The 20,307-nt window shown below is 29.7% G+C and carries 7 protein-coding genes, 1 tRNA gene and 1 pseudogene; 5 read left to right on the top strand and 4 right to left on the bottom strand.

Annotated features, from left to right (window positions below):
- Positions 1-2,378: 2,378 nt before the first annotated feature.
- Positions 2,379-2,744: a 6-carboxytetrahydropterin synthase QueD gene (gene queD, locus KTT71_RS01565; protein ID WP_216782129.1), complete on the top strand. Its 366-nt coding sequence runs from the start codon at positions 2,379-2,381 to the stop codon at positions 2,742-2,744.
- A 1,954-nt stretch (positions 2,745-4,698) separates the two neighbouring features.
- Here the strand turns inward: queD and nlpD are convergent.
- The 3 genes from nlpD to zapG form a co-directional block, all read right to left on the bottom strand.
- Positions 4,699-5,703 carry a murein hydrolase activator NlpD gene (gene nlpD, locus KTT71_RS01560; protein ID WP_216782740.1) on the bottom strand — a complete coding sequence of 335 codons (1,005 nt, stop codon included), beginning with the start codon at positions 5,701-5,703 and terminating at the stop codon, positions 4,699-4,701.
- 3,837 nt (positions 5,704-9,540) lie between these two features.
- Positions 9,541-10,869, bottom strand: a complete 1,329-nt coding sequence (locus KTT71_RS01555; protein WP_216782713.1) for a Do family serine endopeptidase — start codon at positions 10,867-10,869, stop codon at positions 9,541-9,543.
- A gap of 157 nt (positions 10,870-11,026) precedes the next feature.
- Positions 11,027-11,419: a Z-ring associated protein ZapG gene (zapG, locus tag KTT71_RS01550; RefSeq protein WP_216782712.1), complete on the bottom strand. Its 393-nt coding sequence runs from the start codon at positions 11,417-11,419 to the stop codon at positions 11,027-11,029.
- A gap of 1,257 nt (positions 11,420-12,676) precedes the next feature.
- On the opposite strand from zapG, the gene KTT71_RS01545 reads away from it, so the two are divergent.
- Positions 12,677-12,752: transfer RNA gene (locus tag KTT71_RS01545), tRNA-Val, on the top strand.
- Positions 12,753-13,691: 939 nt separating this feature from the next.
- Here the strand turns inward: KTT71_RS01545 and dnaX are convergent.
- Positions 13,692-15,622 (bottom strand): annotated as a pseudogene (dnaX, locus tag KTT71_RS01535) (DNA polymerase III subunit gamma/tau).
- Positions 15,623-16,952: 1,330 nt separating this feature from the next.
- Between dnaX and gltX the strand changes: the two are divergent.
- The 3 genes from gltX to ispD all read left to right on the top strand — a co-directional run bounded on the left by gltX (position 16,953) and on the right by ispD (position 20,257).
- Positions 16,953-18,386, top strand: a complete 1,434-nt coding sequence (gene gltX, locus KTT71_RS01530) for a glutamate--tRNA ligase (RefSeq protein WP_216782709.1) — start codon at positions 16,953-16,955, stop codon at positions 18,384-18,386.
- 707 nt (positions 18,387-19,093) lie between these two features.
- Positions 19,094-19,378 carry a cell division protein FtsB gene (gene ftsB, locus KTT71_RS01525; protein WP_216782708.1) on the top strand — a complete coding sequence of 95 codons (285 nt, stop codon included), beginning with the start codon at positions 19,094-19,096 and terminating at the stop codon, positions 19,376-19,378.
- 174 nt (positions 19,379-19,552) lie between these two features.
- Positions 19,553-20,257, top strand: coding sequence for a 2-C-methyl-D-erythritol 4-phosphate cytidylyltransferase (gene ispD, locus KTT71_RS01520; protein ID WP_420885585.1), 705 nt, complete (start codon positions 19,553-19,555; stop codon positions 20,255-20,257).
- Positions 20,258-20,307: the final 50 nt, after the last annotated feature.

The raw sequence follows: 20,307 nt of genomic DNA, 5'->3' as shown, positions 1-20,307 counted from the left end.
TTGCTTTAATAAATAATGCTTTATGTATAAAAAGTTAATATGGCATTCATGTTCTCTGTATAAGACATTCAATGATTTCTCTCTTATCTATATAATATCAATATTATTAATAAATTAAGGTAGCTGAGCCATAGTTATTAAATCAAGAAAACTATATTGAGTATATACATATTATGCATATAAGCTATTAGTTATAGCTAATTTATTTTTAAAGTTATTATAGGAGATACTTTGTATACTTGATAATATAATAGAAGAAATATCTTCTTGAAGATATAAAATAATTTTTCTGAAAATAATTATTTACAATAAATTGCCAAAGAAAAGAAAAATTCTGGTAAAGATAGAAGTGATTGACGTGCCATATGAAAGTGTGCAACCTCTTTTTTGAAAAAATTAGTTAAAACTACTAAAAAGAGCACAGAAAATCTATCGCGCTAATTTCTACCTACTAGTCTATAAATTACCCTTTATTATTTTGTGTTTTAATCTATCAAATTTATATTTTTTTAGTTTTATATTAGTTGTCTCTGGATGCTGCAGTACAGCTTTTACTACCGCTTTATTTGCATGATGATAAGATCTCTGTTAAATTTATATTAGGGAAATCATTCTGCTCTATTAAATACATTAAAAGCCTTTTGAGGGATAATCATGATGCATATCTCTTATTTTGGTCACTAGAAGGTGGAGTTCTAAGCTATATTTTGCGTGCTTATTGCGCCTAGCTCTCTAAGTACGACAATCATATCAAGTTAAGGTTTTTATATAATTATACATACTTTATGCTGGAAGTACTTGATGTAATAGAACAGTTCTCTCTTGTATGTATTGATAATATTTAATTTATTGAGTGAAAAAATGAATAGGAAATAGTAATCTTTAATCTGTACAATCGCATACTTGAAACTCGCTGCGTATGACTATTAATCACCGGGATCGCCCCTCAACAACTTAAAAATTGGCTTTCATGATCTTGCCTCTCGCTTAATTTAGAGACTAATGTATAAGCTATGTTTACTAAGAGATAAGAAAATTTTTGTATTACAACTATAATATAAACTACGATATTTTGATCTAGCAAAGATGCTAAACGTTTCTTACTTAATCAATTAGATCGTGAAATGTGTGCACTTTTATCGGATTAGATAAATTAGATAAAGCTTCTCTTATATCCCAGAGAAACTGATGATGCCGTTTATTAAAGAAATATTATTGCTTTAACCTGTGATTATTCCTAGAATTTACAAGCCTTCTACTTAATAAAGAAAGATTTGTAAACACTTTTGTTACTACGTTTTCTATTTCTTTGTCAATCACTGTGATTAAAGTAGTGATATTTATAGATATACATATAACATATTTATTATATTAATCAAATAATAGTAACAGTCTTATATGACTAAGATCATTCAGGTAACTCAAAGGCTGTATTTCCACTCACTTTCTTTACTATAATATATTAATTATAAAAAAATTTTCTTACTTTCATAAAATAAGAAAGAAGATGTGTACTTGCACTATCGATATTGTTTTAACCTATAATAATTATTTACCGCTACATCATTAGTATAGCTACTAATAGAATACATTATAGAGATGATCCTAAGATAGTAAATCGAAGTTAATGATCATTAACTTATTGCTAATTACAGTTTTCAGCTTTTAAATTTTTCAAAATAATACCTTTAGACATGGACCTCTAAAAAATAGAGGAAAGGTAATGAACACCATTATACACCTAGAATAATCCTTAATTCATTATCAATTAAGGACGATTTTCTAGCCATAGATCTTAAGATAGTGTCTGCTGGAATAGGGTTAACTCTAAGCGCTAGTAAGAGCAATAATATGCACATTTTAAAATCTATATGAATAGCTATAAGGTTAATACTTAATCACAAATAAAATTCTCATAAAAAGAATAATTAATTCTAAAATTTTTTTATTGATCACTAATATGAATTGAATAAAGAAGAAATAATCCATCTTTATCAAGATAAGCCACTACTTATAATAAAAGGATATAAAGATAAGTTTTAATGAATGTTATCTATAGATTATAAGAATATAAATCGATGAACAAAATTAACATAGTACTCTCAGCAGAGAGTACTAATATCTAATTCATTCGGCACATATAATATTTTTATATATAGTGAATAAAATATAATTTTTATATATACTATATTTCCTATAGATATCATTAATAAGCGCTTTATAATTAGAATAAAATTCTTTTTGCTATACTACCTAATAACAAAAATATTTTAAAGCTTATCTTATTATTTTTCTGAGAATATTGCATAATAGATAGGGATAAATATCATAAATATAAGTTTTTATTAGTATTCTTAAGTGTTGAGTTATGAGGAATTATGATGACAATTACATTATTTAAGGATTTTCAGTTCGATGCTGCACACTACCTTCCAAATGTTTCAGCAGGCCATAAATGTGGTCGTCTGCATGGTCATTCTTTTTTAATGCGTATTGAAATTACTGGAGAACTGGATTCCTGTACTGGGTGGGTTATGGATTTCGCTGAGCTAAAAAAAGCATGTAACCCAATTATATCGATCCTTGACCATCATTATCTCAATGATATTCCTGGTTTGGAAAATCCAACAAGTGAAATCCTAGCAAAATGGATTTGGCGGAAAATAAAACCTGATGTAGAAATTCTCAGTGCGGTTGTAGTGAAAGAAACCTGCACTGCTGGATGTATTTATCGCGGATTATAAAGTACTATCATATTATTGTAGTATCACAGTCATAGACTGTGTCTTATTTTAACGTGCGTATAAACACCCTCTATAATAAAATTACTATTTTGTGTTTTGTTGATATGTAGTATATGGGGTCAACATTATTTTCTACCCAACAAGAACAAGATAGTTTTGATTTTTAAATATCAAAGTATAAAATTATATACATGCTATGATTATTCATTGCTTTTTAGTAATGCTAGCTCTTACTAGTTTTAATTATTTAACTTCTATTTATGTAACTCATCACAAACTTCAGTTAAATCTAGGTTTTATGCAATATTTATTAAATTATATTTTAGTATTTATTAGTGCATAATAACAGCTAAGTAATTCAAAAATTGATATATAATATTTATTATAAATAATTTTTCTACATAATTTTATATAGCTAGTTATACCATGGTTTTACAGGTATGTAAAGAAATAAGCTTCATGAATTGTACCGATAGGCTCATATTGGAGCAGTATATGTCAATGACAAGATATTATCTTATCTATTGATAAGATATTAATTTAGATTCAATAGGTGGATTAGCTATTCTAAATATTTCGCAGCTTGCTTGTTAAGATAATAAGCATCCCATATTCCGGATATTGATAACAAACAAAGACTAGATATGATCGATTGATACTAAAATATAGTAATACTCAAATCTATGAAGGATTTGCAATAGATTAATCTTGGCTCATAATTTAGCAAAATTTTGACATAATTAATATTTTAGAAAAATAGAGGACTTATATAACTTACACGTAAATGTTTATCGCGCAGAAATATCTGCGCATTTATGCCCAATCCTCAAAATGGCCCCAGAAAGTAAATCTATATTTTATATATAGTACTTATAGTATTGCTATCAAGCAATAATTGCTCTTAAAGTGCAGACAAAAGTTCAAGGTTCTAGGAATTAAATCAAGACAAACACAGTAATAGCTAAAATTATAATTTGCAGTAATAAAATGATAATCAACCTAAGTTTTATCCCATAAGACTGCAATATGCAAATACTTGTATTTGCATATTGCCATACAATGATAATGAGTTAATCTAATTTACCCTATTAATTTGATCTATAATTCTTTATAACACAAATAAATATGCGATAGTGCATCACTTCTTTATCAGTAAGTTCAAATGACGAATTGCAAGATAATATTCTTTATATTATCTCTGTTGTTATCCTTAATAGGATCATACTATAAGTTCCGCTCAAAATATCCAGCAAATATAATTTCTAATTACTTTCAGTGTGTTATTTATAAAAGATACTATTCTGCTCAATTTGAATAGATCAAATATGTAATCTTCACTTTTCCAAGATAATAGAATATCATGCACAATTTCTTATACCTCAGAGCGATGCTGAATCTTATCTAAAATTAAGATAATTTTGCAGATAAAGGTGGATATTTTGAAAGATGCATGGGTACCGTAAGGCAATAAGTGATTAATTCAATATAGCTTACTACACTATCGATCTTACTTAAAAATTAAATAGTGATAGCAAAGCAAATATTGTCTCTATATTAACATTATCTATCAAGCAGATTAAATAGAATATTTATTCTTCTAGAAATGATTATTAGTTAAGAGAGTATTTGTAACGCCGAATGATCATTGCTACAATAAGCAAATTATTCATATAATTATATCACAGGATGCATTGATTAACATAAAGTTAGTAACTTCTGTAAAAGCGCTCTTCTGTGATATTAGGAATAAGAAAGAAGTTACATAAATAATATTTTACATAATAGAACCTATAATAAAATGATTACATCAGTTAATCATTATTTTATGCTTTAGCAAGAAGATTATTATCACATAATTTTCTAAAATATTATATCGATCTAATTTTTTTCTGACTGCTAGAAGTATTATGACTAATAGATATGTTTAACGATTTTATTTTCTAAAAAGAAATAATTATTTTTGAGTTGATTCACGCTGTGGCAAATAGTTTAATGGATTTACAGATTTTCCCTTATAACGAATTTCAAAGTGTAATCTAACCGAATTAGTTCCAGTACTGCCCATAGTTGCAATTTTTTCACCTGCTTTTACCTCTTGTTGTTCACGTACTAGTATTGTATCGTTATGAGCGTAAGCACTCAAGTAGTCATTATTATGTTTAATAATAATCAAATTACCGTAACCAGTTAGCGCATTACCAGCGTATACTACTCGTCCTTCGGCAGCGGCAACTATTATCTGCCCTAGAAAACCAGCTATATCAATACCTTTGTTTCCACCTTCCGCAGAAGAAAAAGTATCAATAATTTTACCGTTAGTAATCCAGTGCCAATCTCTAATTGAAGAGCTATTACTTAGATGATTTGCTGGTATATCTGTAGGTGTTACTGAAGAAATACTACTCGAGTGAGCGTGATATGGAGGTAATATTGGTAAAATGTTATTTTTACCTAAATCATAAGAAAACTGTTGAGACAAATGATCAGTAATACCATTACCTTGTATTTGACGAATTGACTGATGAGCAAGTGCGCTATGAGCTCTATCTTGGATAAATAGCTCTTTACCTTGCTTACTATCAAAATCCAACTGAATAATTTGACCACAATAAAGGGTATAGGGTTTAGCTATCTTATTCCTCTCTGCAAGAGAATGCAGGTTATTACCTGAAATACAAGCTATATGAAATAAAGTATCACCACGTTTTACAGTATAAAAACTATTAGAATAGAGTTTTTTTGAAAGTTTATGATGACCACTGTTATTTGCAATACAACATTCTTTACTACATTGTTCCCGTCTATCATGATAAATAGGATTTGATATAATTTGGTTTTTGTAACCTTTATACACAGAGGCTATAGGTGCGGAATTATTGCATGAACTACAACCGGATAACCAAAAAGTCATCATAGTATACATTATTGCCTGTAGCCAATTAATTACTTGGATTACCATGCTCATGCTTTCTATATATGAACGCATCCTTGTTGCAGCATCTTCCCTGTTTTTGACATTGACGATAAGTTGCATTTTTATATCTTTCTTTTACAGCTGGCTTTATAGGATTTTCTAAGGAATTTTGTTTCCTGATGTTTTTTAAAATTTGGGAATTATATAACTTTAAGTGATTAACGTTCTAGCCTGTCGTGATATCATTGCGAATGATATCACGAACGTTCAACACTCATCCTGTTATAAGAAGTTAATTTTTATATGTTTATATCATAATGACTCAAGATAAATTTTTGTTTTTATGGCTCAGAAATAGATCTAAAGCACAGAATTATCTAATCAAGTATTCACCCCTCATTTACTACATCGCTCATCGCGCATTGATTCCATAAGAATTCTAGAAAAATAATTGATCTCTTCAGCCTAGATCATAATTAACTATGCATATTATCCATATGAATATTTACAGATGAGGATCTTTGAATGATTAATATTTAATATGGTGCTTTCTTGGCTGGTGTATTTAAAATACTAGAGTCATATACAACATCAATTACTTTTGATTAAAATTTTTCTAACCTCTGATAACAGAGCTCAATAATATGTAGCACATATAGCAAGCTATTTTAGATTAAAATTATATTTTATAACACCTATCTGATAAAATGATCAGTGAATTATTTTTGACAAGAGAGATATATAAATTTTCCACATTATATATTAGTAGAAATTATAAATTCTATCATTTAGATTAAACTACTTATACTAAAAGTAAATAAATAACATCAATAATGAAATGATAATATACCTAAAAATAACAAATTTATATCAATTATCCTCTTAAATTATATGTAAATCCCTTGCTGCAGTTGTAGCAAAACGCCACAGAATTTTTTTGTCACAACTTATCTTAGAATATACGATCAAGAATTTTTATCAAACAGAAGCAAAGTTTAGAAGCGGTAAATGTTGCGATTAATCCCTAAGTTCTTACCGCTATAACTTTAATATTTACCGAAAATATCATAGATATATATATTATTAATTATTTATTTACGACCCTTACAGAGAATGCATAAACTAAATTTATCTTAACCTGGGTTATAAATTAGATCTTTCATATCTTCATGTACAACACGAGGTAAGATAACTAAATAATATGATTCATCTTTCAAGGAATGAACCTTTCATTTAAATAAGGCCAAGCTAGTGAAAAGGGTACTGATCAGATACTATAGAATAATACTATTGTAGGAATAAGTTGTTCTTGCTGTGATCATGATAGTTTTACAAAAAAAGAGTTTATGTCTTTTTCTAGATAGAGAAAATATTTATATAAAAGAAAAATAGAAATTGTGATTTACGGATAGCAAGTATGATGGACAGCCTAATATAGGATATTATTAGAATCAACCTCTAAACTATAGGATGTTGTTAATCTGATATTAACCGCAAATTATTCCTAATAATTATAAATAGCTTTCATTAATAATGATGAGTATAAATAAGATTTGCTATATCTACATTAATATTAAGTTGCTCTCACAATTTTTATCAATTATATCTATAATATCTATTGTATTTATCTTTAGCGCATCTATAATCAAGTCATTTTGTTATCACACATACTGTCCTAATAGCGCTATATCAGAAATATTTAATATATTTATTCTTTAATCCTTGACTATACTCGGATATAGCATTCTTCATAAGAATGAAATTGCCATGCATTTAGTAATATAATTGATTATTATTGATATAATATACTGCCCTGTATTTTATTATGATTATCAAATAACTTTCTTTTAATTGATAGGTCGTATAAAAGTTTATTATATTTTTGGTTGTGCTATACTCAGGCTATATAGTATATATAGTATTGATTAAATAAGAATACAAGCTATTTTTTATATGACGTGAGACTTGTTTATCTTTGAAATTAAAGTACTTCACCTGCCTAGTCTAAATATTATAGATATTAAACTCTTGCAAGAAGCATTGTAGATACATAATAATATGTAGTGGTATACATATTTCTAGCATGGTTAATGTAGAATGTATGCTTGTCTACATTATTATGTGATATATTGTGCTGATATTCATTACAGACAAAGGATAATAATTTAGATGAGCATATATTTTAATTTTTATATTAAAGGATCAATAGCCCGTAAGATACGTATATCTCTTAATATAAGAGATATCATAAATTTTCTATCATAAGAATAGAGTAAATTATTGTTTCAATTTTCTTTATACTAAAACTAATTTTGAAGTGACTATAATTCTTTAATTATTAAATTATCTGTATTTCTATTTATTCACACTTAATATATTAATATCACCCAAAAGAAAAGATCTATATTAATCTAGATTATTAAAGAATCACACATCAATATTATTTTATTTATAAAATATAGAAACAATTCTATAGACCTTATTATTATATACAGATTATTAAAGAGAAAATGCTAATAATATTTTATCTAGCAAGGAACATACTTTTACGATGCAGTCCTATTTTTAGCAGAAATTATATACTTCAAGTCAGTTAAAACTAAAGTTCATCATTATTCAATTATAATACAGATATATATTTAATATAAAATACTGTCATATGGGTTACATATTTTTAGCCTGTATTGATGATTTAGATATAACTAAGACTCTAAAATATATTTAATATAGAGTATAAATTATCTAATTAGAGAATAGAGATTATTATACTTAAGCGGACTCCATAAAAAAATTATCATTTATATAGTTTTATTATTCATAGCTTATATAAGCCAGCTATAACTATATAAGTTAAAACAGTTATTCGGACTTATACTTAACCTAATTAGTCTATAATTATTGGCATATTATAATTTTAGATATCATCAATGCCGTATGAATATATTTCAAAATATTCTATAGGTTAATTCATAAGTTAAGATAAAATAAAGACTAGATCCAAGTCGTTATAAACAATCAGATTACTTAGTATTTAATATTTATATTTGTAGTAATTATTTTAAATATTATGTGACACAGAGTTATTACATGACATGATGTAAGGCTATATCTTTGAGAATAAGATGCGAATGAAAAAATCGTTTTTTATAAAAAAGAAGATCTATAAAATATATTTTTTATATTTTTATCATCTATGTGATTTAAAATTCATCTCTGAATACCCAATAATTTTCTGGCTCATGCAATAATATACCTATCCAGTATTACCGCAATTTATTATTAATTCATTTGCGAGAAATTCTTGATGTTATATCTACGATTAACATTATAGAGAACATTTACTGATCATTTATGATATCTCATTATTTTCTTGATGTTATAATTATTGCCGATACTGAGAAAGACAGGCAAAGACGTGAGAAAAATATAGATTTATTCTAATAACAGAAAGATGAATGCTGAAATTTTTAGAAAAATCAAATCTGGAGTAACTGCATAATATCGTTTTATCATCATTTCTTTAGATAACTTTATCATTCTATCTATACTAAAAATTCCTTATAATTAGCTATAGATAGAATGATCATTTCTGTAAAATACAACTCTTTCGTGTTATCTGCAATAACAGATAACACACGCCGTGGAATATATAATTAATCATCACTTTAATTTATTATATTCTTGCTGCCCGTGTCCTTATGATCTCAAGGTAACGGTCTAGACAAGGATAATCTCAATATACATAAGGAAAAAGTTATAAATAATAAATAATAATAGTTTATCTATAATCCATAATTTTTAATTATCAAAAAATATCTTAAAATAACGCACAAATTGAACATGATGATGTTCCTTGTTTTGTGCGTTATTTTAATTACATGATTATCTTATAAGTAAATATAGACTTGTGCCATTGCGCAATATGTGCAGAGCTATAACTGGTAAATGTGCCGCAAGTGATTTACGTAAAGATGCTATATTGCTTATGCGTTCACTATTAATGCCAATAATTAGATCATCTTTACGCATGCCTATCTGCTCCGCAATAGATCCTTTTTTAACGCTCTCAATCTTGATACCATTAGTACCTTTTACTTCTGCATCGCTCAGGGTAGCTCCTTGCAGGGCAGGACTAATATTTTCTGCTTGCGTAGTATTTATTCTACTGTTTCCTAAGGTGACGAAAACATTGATCGGCTTACCATGACGCAACATACCAAGCTTTAAAATAGTACCTGGTGCAGCGGAACCAATTTTAGCACGAAGCTCTGCAAAACTGTTGAGCAAGTTATCATCTAATGCAGTAATTACGTCACCTGCTTTAATTCCAGCTTTGGACGCAGCTGAATTAGGCAGTACTTCGTTAACAAAGGCACCGCGTTGGGCGTCTAATTTAAAAGCACGTGCTAAGTCTGATGTCATTTCTCGACCTCGTATACCAAGAACACCGCGCTTAAATTCTCCATATTTAATTAACTGGGCACTAAGGCTTTGAGCCATATTGCTAGGAATAGCAAATCCAATACCTATATTACCGCCACCCGGAGCTAAAATAGCAGTATTAATGCCTATAAGTTCTCCCTTGAGATTAATCAGTGCGCCCCCGGAGTTGCCACGATTGATCGCTGCGTCAGTCTGAATAAAATTCTCTAAACCTTCAAGGTTAAGACCGCTACGGCCTAATGCAGAAATAATTCCTGAAGTTGCGGTCTGACCGATTCCAAATGGATTTCCTACAGCAACTGCGAAATCACCTACCCGTAGTTTATCAGAGTCTGCAATCTTTATTGCAGTCAAATTCTTCGCATCAGTTAATTGGAGAAGTGCAATATCAGCCGGTTCGTCACGACCAATCAGTTTAGTTGCGTACTCGCGTCCATCGTTTAACTGTACTTTTATCGTAATAGCATCGTTGATAACATGATTATTAGTTAGTACATAACCTTTTTCGGCATCAATAATCACTCCAGACCCTAACCCTTCAAACTCACGTTCTCCACCCCTAAACATTGGAGTAGATCTAGTATTTTGCATACCCTCTACGTGAACACTGACAACTGCTGGGAGCACTTGTTCTAACATTGGTGCTAAGCTTGGGGTATTTTGCGAAGCAACGATTGGAGGCAATGCAGCATTAACCATTGGCGCAGGTAATATTGTTAAGCCTATGGTACAAGCAATTAGGCTAAGTAATAAAGATTCTTTCTTCATAATTGAATAGTTTCTCATAGCTTTTTAAGCAATCAACGTTTCTTTGCAGATGAATTCGCTATATTACTCCTAACAAACAGCGAGTATTTTAGCACTCTTCTATTTAATAAGCATAATTAAGAATAATAGTTCCAGAATATAGAATGATATAATACAATTATTTATCATGATGCCTAGCTCGTAATATGCCAGAAGCTCTTTCGGAGTAATCTCTTGGGGGGCACTCTAGTAGATCGTGATCCTGATCTTCTGCCAAAGTATGCTGAAAGGAATCATCTTGCCTAGGTATATCTAGTGGCAGATTATTCGAGCTTTTTAGCATATACTGATAAATTTGACGATAATCATTAGCCATATTATCTAATAGTTCAGCACTATGGGCAAAATGCCTTACTAACTCTTGACGATATTGTTCTAATTCATTTTTATTTTTTTCTAGTTGGCTTTGAAGCATGCGCTTTTGATAGCGTTTTAGGCTGCCAAAACGCATAGCTAAAATACCAATCAAAATACCGACCACTAAATTAATAAGAGCATACTCCAAAGTCATAATGACTCCTATGGTTATATACAATTTGCTGCTTACATGTAAGCATATATTTTACTATTCGTTTGCTTAAAGGCTAAGACATATTTTAAACAAAAGCATACTATACCTGTTAATTTTATCAGAGTGAAACACTTCCAGTGTATTGTCTTTATTTGAATAAATAAAAATTTCAGTAGTTCTTTTGTTATAGTATCATGGTAGTTTTAAGGATATTTCTACAGACAAGATAAACTTATGAAATTTCTTATTCTTAGGACACAGACATCAAGCATCAGGTCTCACTAATAATGATAAATGGATAATCCATCAAGGATGAATAGATAAAAAATACTGTTCCATACTTTAGTAGTCTTAAAATGATATCAAAAGATATCATTTATAATATGTTTATATTAACTAATCTGTTTCAATGCTAGTTACAGTTTTAAATTAAGAATTATTTCCTATTTTTAAAATATTCTAGGGTGCTCCATTTAGACTGTATCAGTCCGTAAGAAAAGAGGATTAACATAATCATAAAACATTCAGATCCGCTCAGCCATTTATCGATACCATGTAGCGCTAAACTATAAGCTTAAACTTAGGGTGTATATGTTGCAGATATACTGCAGAATAAAATATAGAGTACATATTAATCTTAATTGGACAGCAGAATATAAAATTCATTGATACACCTGATTACAAGATTATGACTCAGCAATACGATTGATCTGCAAGCTCTTTAGGAACAGATAAATGAGGTAGTTGTACCATGATAGATGCTTTTTTAAGAAAAGAACCTGATCTTTTCTGATCGCTATTGTAGATAATTAACAAATAAGAGTATAATAATGCATTGCGGGATAGAAAAGAGCATACAATAATATAACAGATAAATCCTTATTAAAGGATAATTCATACTAAAAATTAAACCATTCCTTAGATGGAAAAATACCTTAATCTTACAGAAGACTAAGGTCAAGATAAATTATAGGGCTGTAATAAAGATAATGAAGCAAATGCTAAGACTATTAATAAAGCAAGATGAGCGCATATCAGCAAGTACTTTCAGCACTATTTTAAATTAATTTTCTTAAAATGTAATCTATTTAGCAAATGCTAATTAAGCAAGTATATCATATAATCACATTATAGTCTTATAACTCTTATATTCATTATTAATAGTTAGATAGAAACTATTTATTGTTAATAAAATAGAATTTTCTCGAAAAAATATTGACTATTTAAAAGCATCTATTGTTATAATAGATAAAACAAGGGTGATTAGCTCAGCCGGGAGAGCACCTCCCTTACAAGGAGGGGGTCGGCGGTTCAAGCCCGTCATCACCCACCACATCTAAAATTATTAAAGATTTACATTATTATTAATAACTATGCTTCTGAGATCCCGCGATCGCTACTCTATAAAAACTATTAATGCAAAAAATTTGCTATTTAAGTCTTGATATAACTTTAATTTTTCCTAAAAAATAAATTTTTGACATAATATTAATCCAGATAAAATAGGCAATATTAAAAATGCCTTTTAGCACAATGTCCTTCTTGATTATTTATGAGACAAGGATGTTGCTTAGAATTATATCTATAATAATGGAATTATTATTTTATTGAAAATATGTTATTAAATATATTGCAATATAGCTATAAAAATTTATGAGTTCCATACTTAAAAGTAACTGTATTTTATATGTTCACAGCATCCATAAAACATCTAAAATAGTAAATTAAAACGCATTACAAGGTTCAGCTTAAGAATAAAATCGGAAAAAGTATAAATCGATAAGACTTATGTAACTAATATAGTCATTAGATTATTCCGCGGATAGATTAAGAGATTAGTATTTATAATACTGATAGTTTGGAAATAATCCTCGTTACATCTTTAACAAGATTCTATGTTCAAATATGAATATCTATTTAGCTTTAAGATATTGATCATTACTATAACATCCGTCATTAGGACTTGTAAGAACATATATGTCTTTGTGAATTATTAAAATTGCGATAATTACATGAATCTTACTAATCTCATAAATAGCTCTAATTATATTTAATACTTAAGGTTTTACTAATTCATAAATAATATACTTTCATGAAATGAGCTAATATATTATATCATTTTGATTTATGGGATCTCTTGTATTAAAGAATGCCATTTTATTTTATATTTACTAATTTTACCAATTAGTATAAGCGATAAAAATATATTGCAAGGCATTAATTTTTCTTTATATTATATTGTTCAGCAGGATATCGTGATGATACGAGAGATCTAAAGAAGACAGATACTATCTAAATCCAATTTAGCATTAAAAAAACGTTCTAAAGCTTGAGTATTGATATCAGTAGCAATAGATAGGCGCGCTTGTAGGAGCTTATCTTCATAAACAGACTTCTCTAATGGCGTCAATAGATCTGGATTATCATCTTCGAGAATAATTAGTTCAAATGGATAACCATAAAGATCACTTATTGCCCGAGATAAGATCCGCTTTGCGAAGCAGGAATTTAAATGACTTTGCGTAGATCGCAAATGCAAAACTAATTTATTGTTTTCTAAAAATTCAGGAAATGCATGCATTGTTAACTGATGCACTAAATCAGGTAAACCTAACTTATCAAGATCTGCAACCCAAGAATCGTAAGTCAAGAACTCGTTCTTAGCTATTTTTCTAGAAGACTCTCTTTTCTTGCTATGCTTAATATTCGCCTGAAAATTTTTTTTCGTAGCTTGCTTCTTCAGTCTGAATGTGGTTATTCTTGGCTGTAATTGCCAATGATATGCCTCTTTTGTACATATTTTGGTTTCTACTAACAAATCTCTGGTAATATTTTTGTCAACGGCTTTGGGTCGATGATACCAGATGATCTTTGATGTATATGGTTTCTCTCTTGTAATAATTGATCCGTTGAATGAGATAAAGAATATTCTGACTTTTTTGGGTTAGCAGTTTCTTCTTTTTGTAAAATACAGTTCTTATCAGGAAGACTAGCGGAATTATTTATAGATGCATCGTTAGAGACAGTGTCTGTTTGTATATCTGAGGAAGATATACTCTGCATTTGAATAATCTGCAAAGTTTTTTCAGATACATCTACCGGTTGATCAATGACCAACTTTAGGTGAAAGGATAAAGCACGTAGTAGCATCATTTCTACCCCCATACGACGACTTGGAGCATAATTGAGATCCTTGCGACCCGTTAAAGCAATCTGATAAAAATACTGTAAATCTGAAGGTGTTAAAAGACAGGAGAGCTTGCGCAACCTTTTTTGCACAGAACTATAGTAAGTGTCCAGTGCATTAGGAAGCACTTGGAACATTGCAATACGGTGTAAGAGAGTAAGAATTTCAATAATTAGGTTTTCCCAATCTACTCCTAATAAAGCAGATTGTTCAATTAAATCTACCACTTTTTCGCTATTTTTATCCACTAGAGCTTCAATAATAGATAACGGCTGTTCATTATCCAAACTACCAAGCATTAAAAGCACATTTTCTTTAGTTATTTTATCGATTCCCATAGATATTGCTTGATCTGTCAAGCTTAACGCATCTCTCATACTGCCTTTGCCGGCACACGCTAACAGCTGTAAAGCACAAGGATCAGCGATAATTCCTTCAGCAATTGTGATTCTTTGTAATTGAATCAGAATTTGATTGACGCTTAATTCTTTCAGATGAAACTGTAAGCATCGGGAAAGAATAGTTATCGGCAATTTTTTCGGCTCTGTGGTTGCTAACAGAAATTTTACATGGGATGGAGGTTCTTCAAGAGTCTTTAACAACGCATTAAAACTATGACGAGAAAGCATGTGCACTTCATCAATTAGGTATACTTTAAAACGGCCACGAGCTGGTGCGTATTGCAGATGATAGAGGAGATCGCGAGTATCCTCAACCCTAGTACGCGACGCAGCATCAATCTCTATAAGATCGATAAAACATCCCTGTTCAATTTCTTTACAATTATCACACAAACCACATGGTATCGAGGTAATTCCTGTTTCGCAGTTCAGTCCTTTAGCCAATAACCGCGCGATGCTAGTTTTCCCAACACCACGAGTACCGGAAAAAAGATACGCATTATGGATGCGAACAATGGAAAGACCATTCTTTAGCCCAATCAAAACATGCTCTTGACCAACGACATCAGAAAATGTTTGTGGGCGCCATTTACGGGCAAGTACTTGATAGCTCATGAATACTTATCTCAATGTTAATATACAAAGAAATACTTTATGACATTAAAGATTAAATTTATTCTTTTTTATTTTAAAAATCTCGATTTATAATTGTTATTTATATATTTTTGATAGATATATAATATATAATATAAGAAAAGATATTAATTATCTCACTATAATATTATAGCTTTAGATTAAATCATAGAAGATAATATTCTTAATACTAGTTTTTTGGGTTTCAGCCACAAAATATTATACTTCAGACAGGTTATTTTCTATAGAGCATGCCAAACGGTTCATGTATCATCATTGATATTCTATTTATTCTAATTTATATATAAATATTGGAAGTGCATATAATCATAATATCCATATTACTAGTAAAATGTGATATAATATGGCAAAAATTGAAGCACAATTACTATTTTATAGTAGTTATCTTGGATAACAAGAATTACTCATAAACTCATAGCATGATTATGAGATCATGCTATGAGTAATATAATATCATCTGTGTGCTATGATAGTTGAATATATTTTAGCAGACTTAAACTATGCATATGCTGCCCGTAATAATCTATTAGCAAACCAGATAAGAAAACTGAACTATTAGCATATAAAATAAAATTAGTATAAAATCTTCTTTTGTTTTCTTATTTCACAACTCAATCCTTAGATGAATTAAAATAGGTAATCAGCAGCAATCTCTTACTTGGGATTAACTAATCAAATTATCGTTAAGTTATACTTTATAGATCTATCATCTTACTAATAAAATTAGTCTGGGCATATCTGGATCTTAATGCCAATAATGATGCCTAATTTACCAGAAAAAATAAAAAATTAATAGAAATAAAATATTTTTATCGATATTACTTACAAAACTTAAATACTAGACTAGTATAATACTTTAATGAGGAAAAATTTTAATTTAATGATATGACTTATATAATAAAAGATATGATTTCTTTCGATCAAGCAAAGCAATAAGCAAAATGCATTTATCTCCTAAATAAATATTATATTAGCAATCCCACTAAAGAAATAAAGATTTATTAAGTTAATAAATTGCAATAATAAGTGCGTCTAAAATCATGACTATGTTAGATAGTATCCAGTAAAGCAACTGTATATAATTATCATGGTTACCTTAAAAATTTTCAGAAGATATTTTTGCGAAAAAGATATATTTTCATATGAAAATATATCTTAGTTAAAACCATGGATGAATATTAATAATAAAGTTTAAACTATTCGTAATATACGAATTAAGTTAATTTTAGCTCTGCAACCATCATTAGTGCATGTTTAGAATATATCGCCTAAATATTGAATGAGATTTCATATGAAAGTTAAAACTCGTTTTGCGCCCAGTCCAACTGGCAACCTGCACTTAGGTAGTGTACGTACTGCTCTTTATTCTTGGTTATTTGCCCGTCATACTAAAGGTGAATTCTTGCTGCGTATTGAAGATAGCGATCATGATCGCTCTACTCATGAAGCGACAAAAGAAATTATAGATAGTATGAAATGGCTAAAACTCAATTGGGATAAAGGCCCTTACTACCAGACTAAACGTTTCGATCGCTATAACAAGATCATAAATCAAATGTTAGAGCAGGGTACCGCATATAAATGTTATTGCTCTAGAGAACGTCTCGAAAATTTGCGTGAAATAAAAATAGCACACAGGAAGAAACCTCGTTACGATGGTCTTTGTCGACATAGTAATGAACATCACGCCAATGATGAGCCTTACGTCGTGCGTTTTCTAAACCCTCAGAAAGGTTATGTGATCTTTGAAGATAAGATTCGCGGCACTATTAAATTCAGCAATGAAGAACTAGACGATTTTATCATTCGTCGTACAGATGGTTCCCCAACCTACAACTTTTGTGTTGTTATTGATGACTGGGATATGGAAATAACTCATATTATCCGCGGTGAAGACCATATCAATAATACGCCACGACAGATTAATATGTTAAAAGCTCTAGGTGCTCCAATTCCAGAATATGCACACGTTTCAATGATATTAGACAATAATGGTAAGAAGATCTCTAAACGAGACGGTGCAATTGGAGTTATGCAATATCGCGATAAAGGCTATTTGCCGGAAGCCCTACTAAACTACCTGGTGCGGATGGGATGGTCTCATGGAGATCAAGAAATTTTTAGCATTGATGAAATGAAAGAGTTGTTTACTCTTGATGATCTAAGTAAATCTAGAAGTATATTCAATATTGAAAAATTAAAATGGCTTAACCAATACTATATTAAAAGCATGCCATCTAAATATGTAGCCACGCATTTAGCATTGCACATCCATAAGGCTGGTTATAAAATCAATCATGGACCAAAATTAATTGATATTGTTGAGCTGCTAGCTGGACGTTGCAAGACTCTCAAGGAAATGGCAGCGCAGGCACGGGTTTTTTATGAGGACCATAATGAATTTCATGCAAAGGCAGTGCAGAAATATCTACGTCCCATTGTAACTAGTCAGCTAGAACTAGTACGTAGCAAAATTGAAAAAATAAATGATTGGAGTCCTGAAAACATACGTTATGCAATTCAGCAAACTGCAGAAGAACTCAAAATGAAAATTGGTAAAGTTGGAATGCCGCTGCGTGTAGCAGTAACAGGTTCAGAAATATCACCAAGCATAGATATCACTGTCTATTACATTGGTAAGAATCGATCACTAAATAGAATAGATACAGCTCTTGACTTTATTCATGCTTGTAAAGCACAACCTACAGATGCAAAATATCAATAGTATAATACGAAACTGTATTTTATAGAAAAATATATCAAATACAACTATAAAATTTTTTGATGTTAATACTTATTAAAAATAAAAAACTACTCTTGTGCTACTCAAAAGTATCTATATTTTCTAACATGAAATCTTCAATCAGAAATAAAGACAGAAAGAATGCTTTTAAGATATTTTGCTTGATAGATATGTCTAAATAATCTCTTTTTATAAAATTTATTATCTATAATTCCTAATCAATAAGAATTAACACAGAATCCTTAGCAAAAGTTTCTTTTGTCTAAACAATATATTCACTCCTAAAATATCTTGTACACATACTCTAAACATGTTTATTATGTAATCTATATCAGTAATGACTATATTAGTATAGTAAATTGATATTGGTCTAGTACAGGGATATAATTTTTAAAATTTATAAGATTGAATGAATAACTTTACTTGGCTTATACATTATCTTGCATATATGCTAGTTTAGCACTCTAACAAATAAAAATTTCTAGAGCATCACATAAATTACCATTCTGTTAGTATTAAATCCAATTATTAATCACGATTTTTTAGAAAGACTTATGCCTAAGATTCGTATTATCCCTTAGAATTCTTTTTCTCTATTAGAGATACTAATAAAACATGTTTGTAAACAGACAATAATAGTTGCTATCAATATAATAGGAGCTGGGTCTTTATACTTGTAGAGTGGATTCATGGGCAAATTAACACTATTCTTTATCATTTTATTGTGCTGGCTTCAGTATTCATTATGGGTTGGCAAAAACGGTATAAATGATTATATGTATATCAAAAAAGAGATTCTCACTCAAAAAGATAATAATATCAAACTGAGATCCCGTAATGCTCAATTATTTACTGAAATAAATGATCTCAATGAAAGTCAAGAAGCAATTGAGGAACGTGCGCGTCAAGCACTTGGGATGATAAAACGTGGTGAAATATTTTATAGACTAGTTCCAGAACAATTGAAAAAATAATAGTATCATAAATAAGTTTAATATAATTTTTATTTTCATTCTTTAGGGCATCTGATTATCCTGGAGTAAGCGTTATTTCTATAATTAAAATTTAAATATTTATAATTTTAAGATTATTACTGAAAATTATAATATATTAATAATTATTTACATTAACTACAAGATAAATACATGATTAATCCTTCAATATCAGCACGATTATCTATAGTTGCTGTAGTTCCAGCAGCAGGTATTGGCACTCGGATGAGATCCGTCTGTCCAAAACAATATTTATCTATCCAAGGTAAGACAATATTAGAGTATTCAGTAATGGCACTCTTATCTCACGAAGAAGTAGAGAGGATTATAGTATCAATAAGCCCAGACGATAGTTATTTCTATGATTTACCTCTCGCAAAAGATGCTCGTATCCAGGTGTTGCACGGCGGTATAAATCGTGCAGAATCAGTTTTAGCTGGTTTAAGAGCAGCTAAAAATGCAGATTGGGTATTAGTGCATGACGCTGCTAGGCCTTGCTTGCATAAAGATGATCTAAGTAATTTGCTGGAATTACGCTATAAATCTAAAGTAGGAGGTATCCTGGCTACTCCTGTTCGCGATACTATGAAACGATCTAGATCTGGTATAGATGTTATTAAACATACAGTCACTCGTGAATGGCTCTGGCACGCGCTAACTCCCCAGTTTTTTCCATGTAAATTACTTATCATGTGTTTGGAGTATGCCCTAAATCAAGGATGCAATGTTACTGATGAAGCATCAGCATTAGAGTATTGTGGGTATCATCCAATATTAGTACCAGGTCGTTATGATAACATCAAGATAACTCGCCCTGAAGATTTTGCATTAGCTCAGTTGTGTCTATCTAAAAATAACTAACCTTTTGACTTGTTTCATATGCACCATTATCTATGATTAATATTAAAAAT

Origin of the sequence: Candidatus Profftia tarda, assembly GCF_904848675.1 — a bacterium.
In the GTDB taxonomy this organism is placed as follows: domain Bacteria; phylum Pseudomonadota; class Gammaproteobacteria; order Enterobacterales; family Enterobacteriaceae; genus Profftia; species Profftia tarda.
Note: the sequence above shows the minus strand (reverse complement) of the source record. Positions and strands in the feature narration are given on the sequence as shown.

Coding starts and splice junctions, on each gene's coding strand:
- ftsB (WP_216782708.1), top strand. CDS start 19,094: ATGGGCAAATTAACACTATTCTTTATCATTTTATTGTGCTGGCTTCAG.
- zapG (WP_216782712.1), bottom strand. CDS start 11,419: ATGACTTTGGAGTATGCTCTTATTAATTTAGTGGTCGGTATTTTGATT.
- gltX (WP_216782709.1), top strand. CDS start 16,953: ATGAAAGTTAAAACTCGTTTTGCGCCCAGTCCAACTGGCAACCTGCAC.
- nlpD (WP_216782740.1), bottom strand. CDS start 5,703: ATGGTAATCCAAGTAATTAATTGGCTACAGGCAATAATGTATACTATG.
- KTT71_RS01555 (WP_216782713.1), bottom strand. CDS start 10,869: ATGAAGAAAGAATCTTTATTACTTAGCCTAATTGCTTGTACCATAGGC.
- queD (WP_216782129.1), top strand. CDS start 2,379: ATGATGACAATTACATTATTTAAGGATTTTCAGTTCGATGCTGCACAC.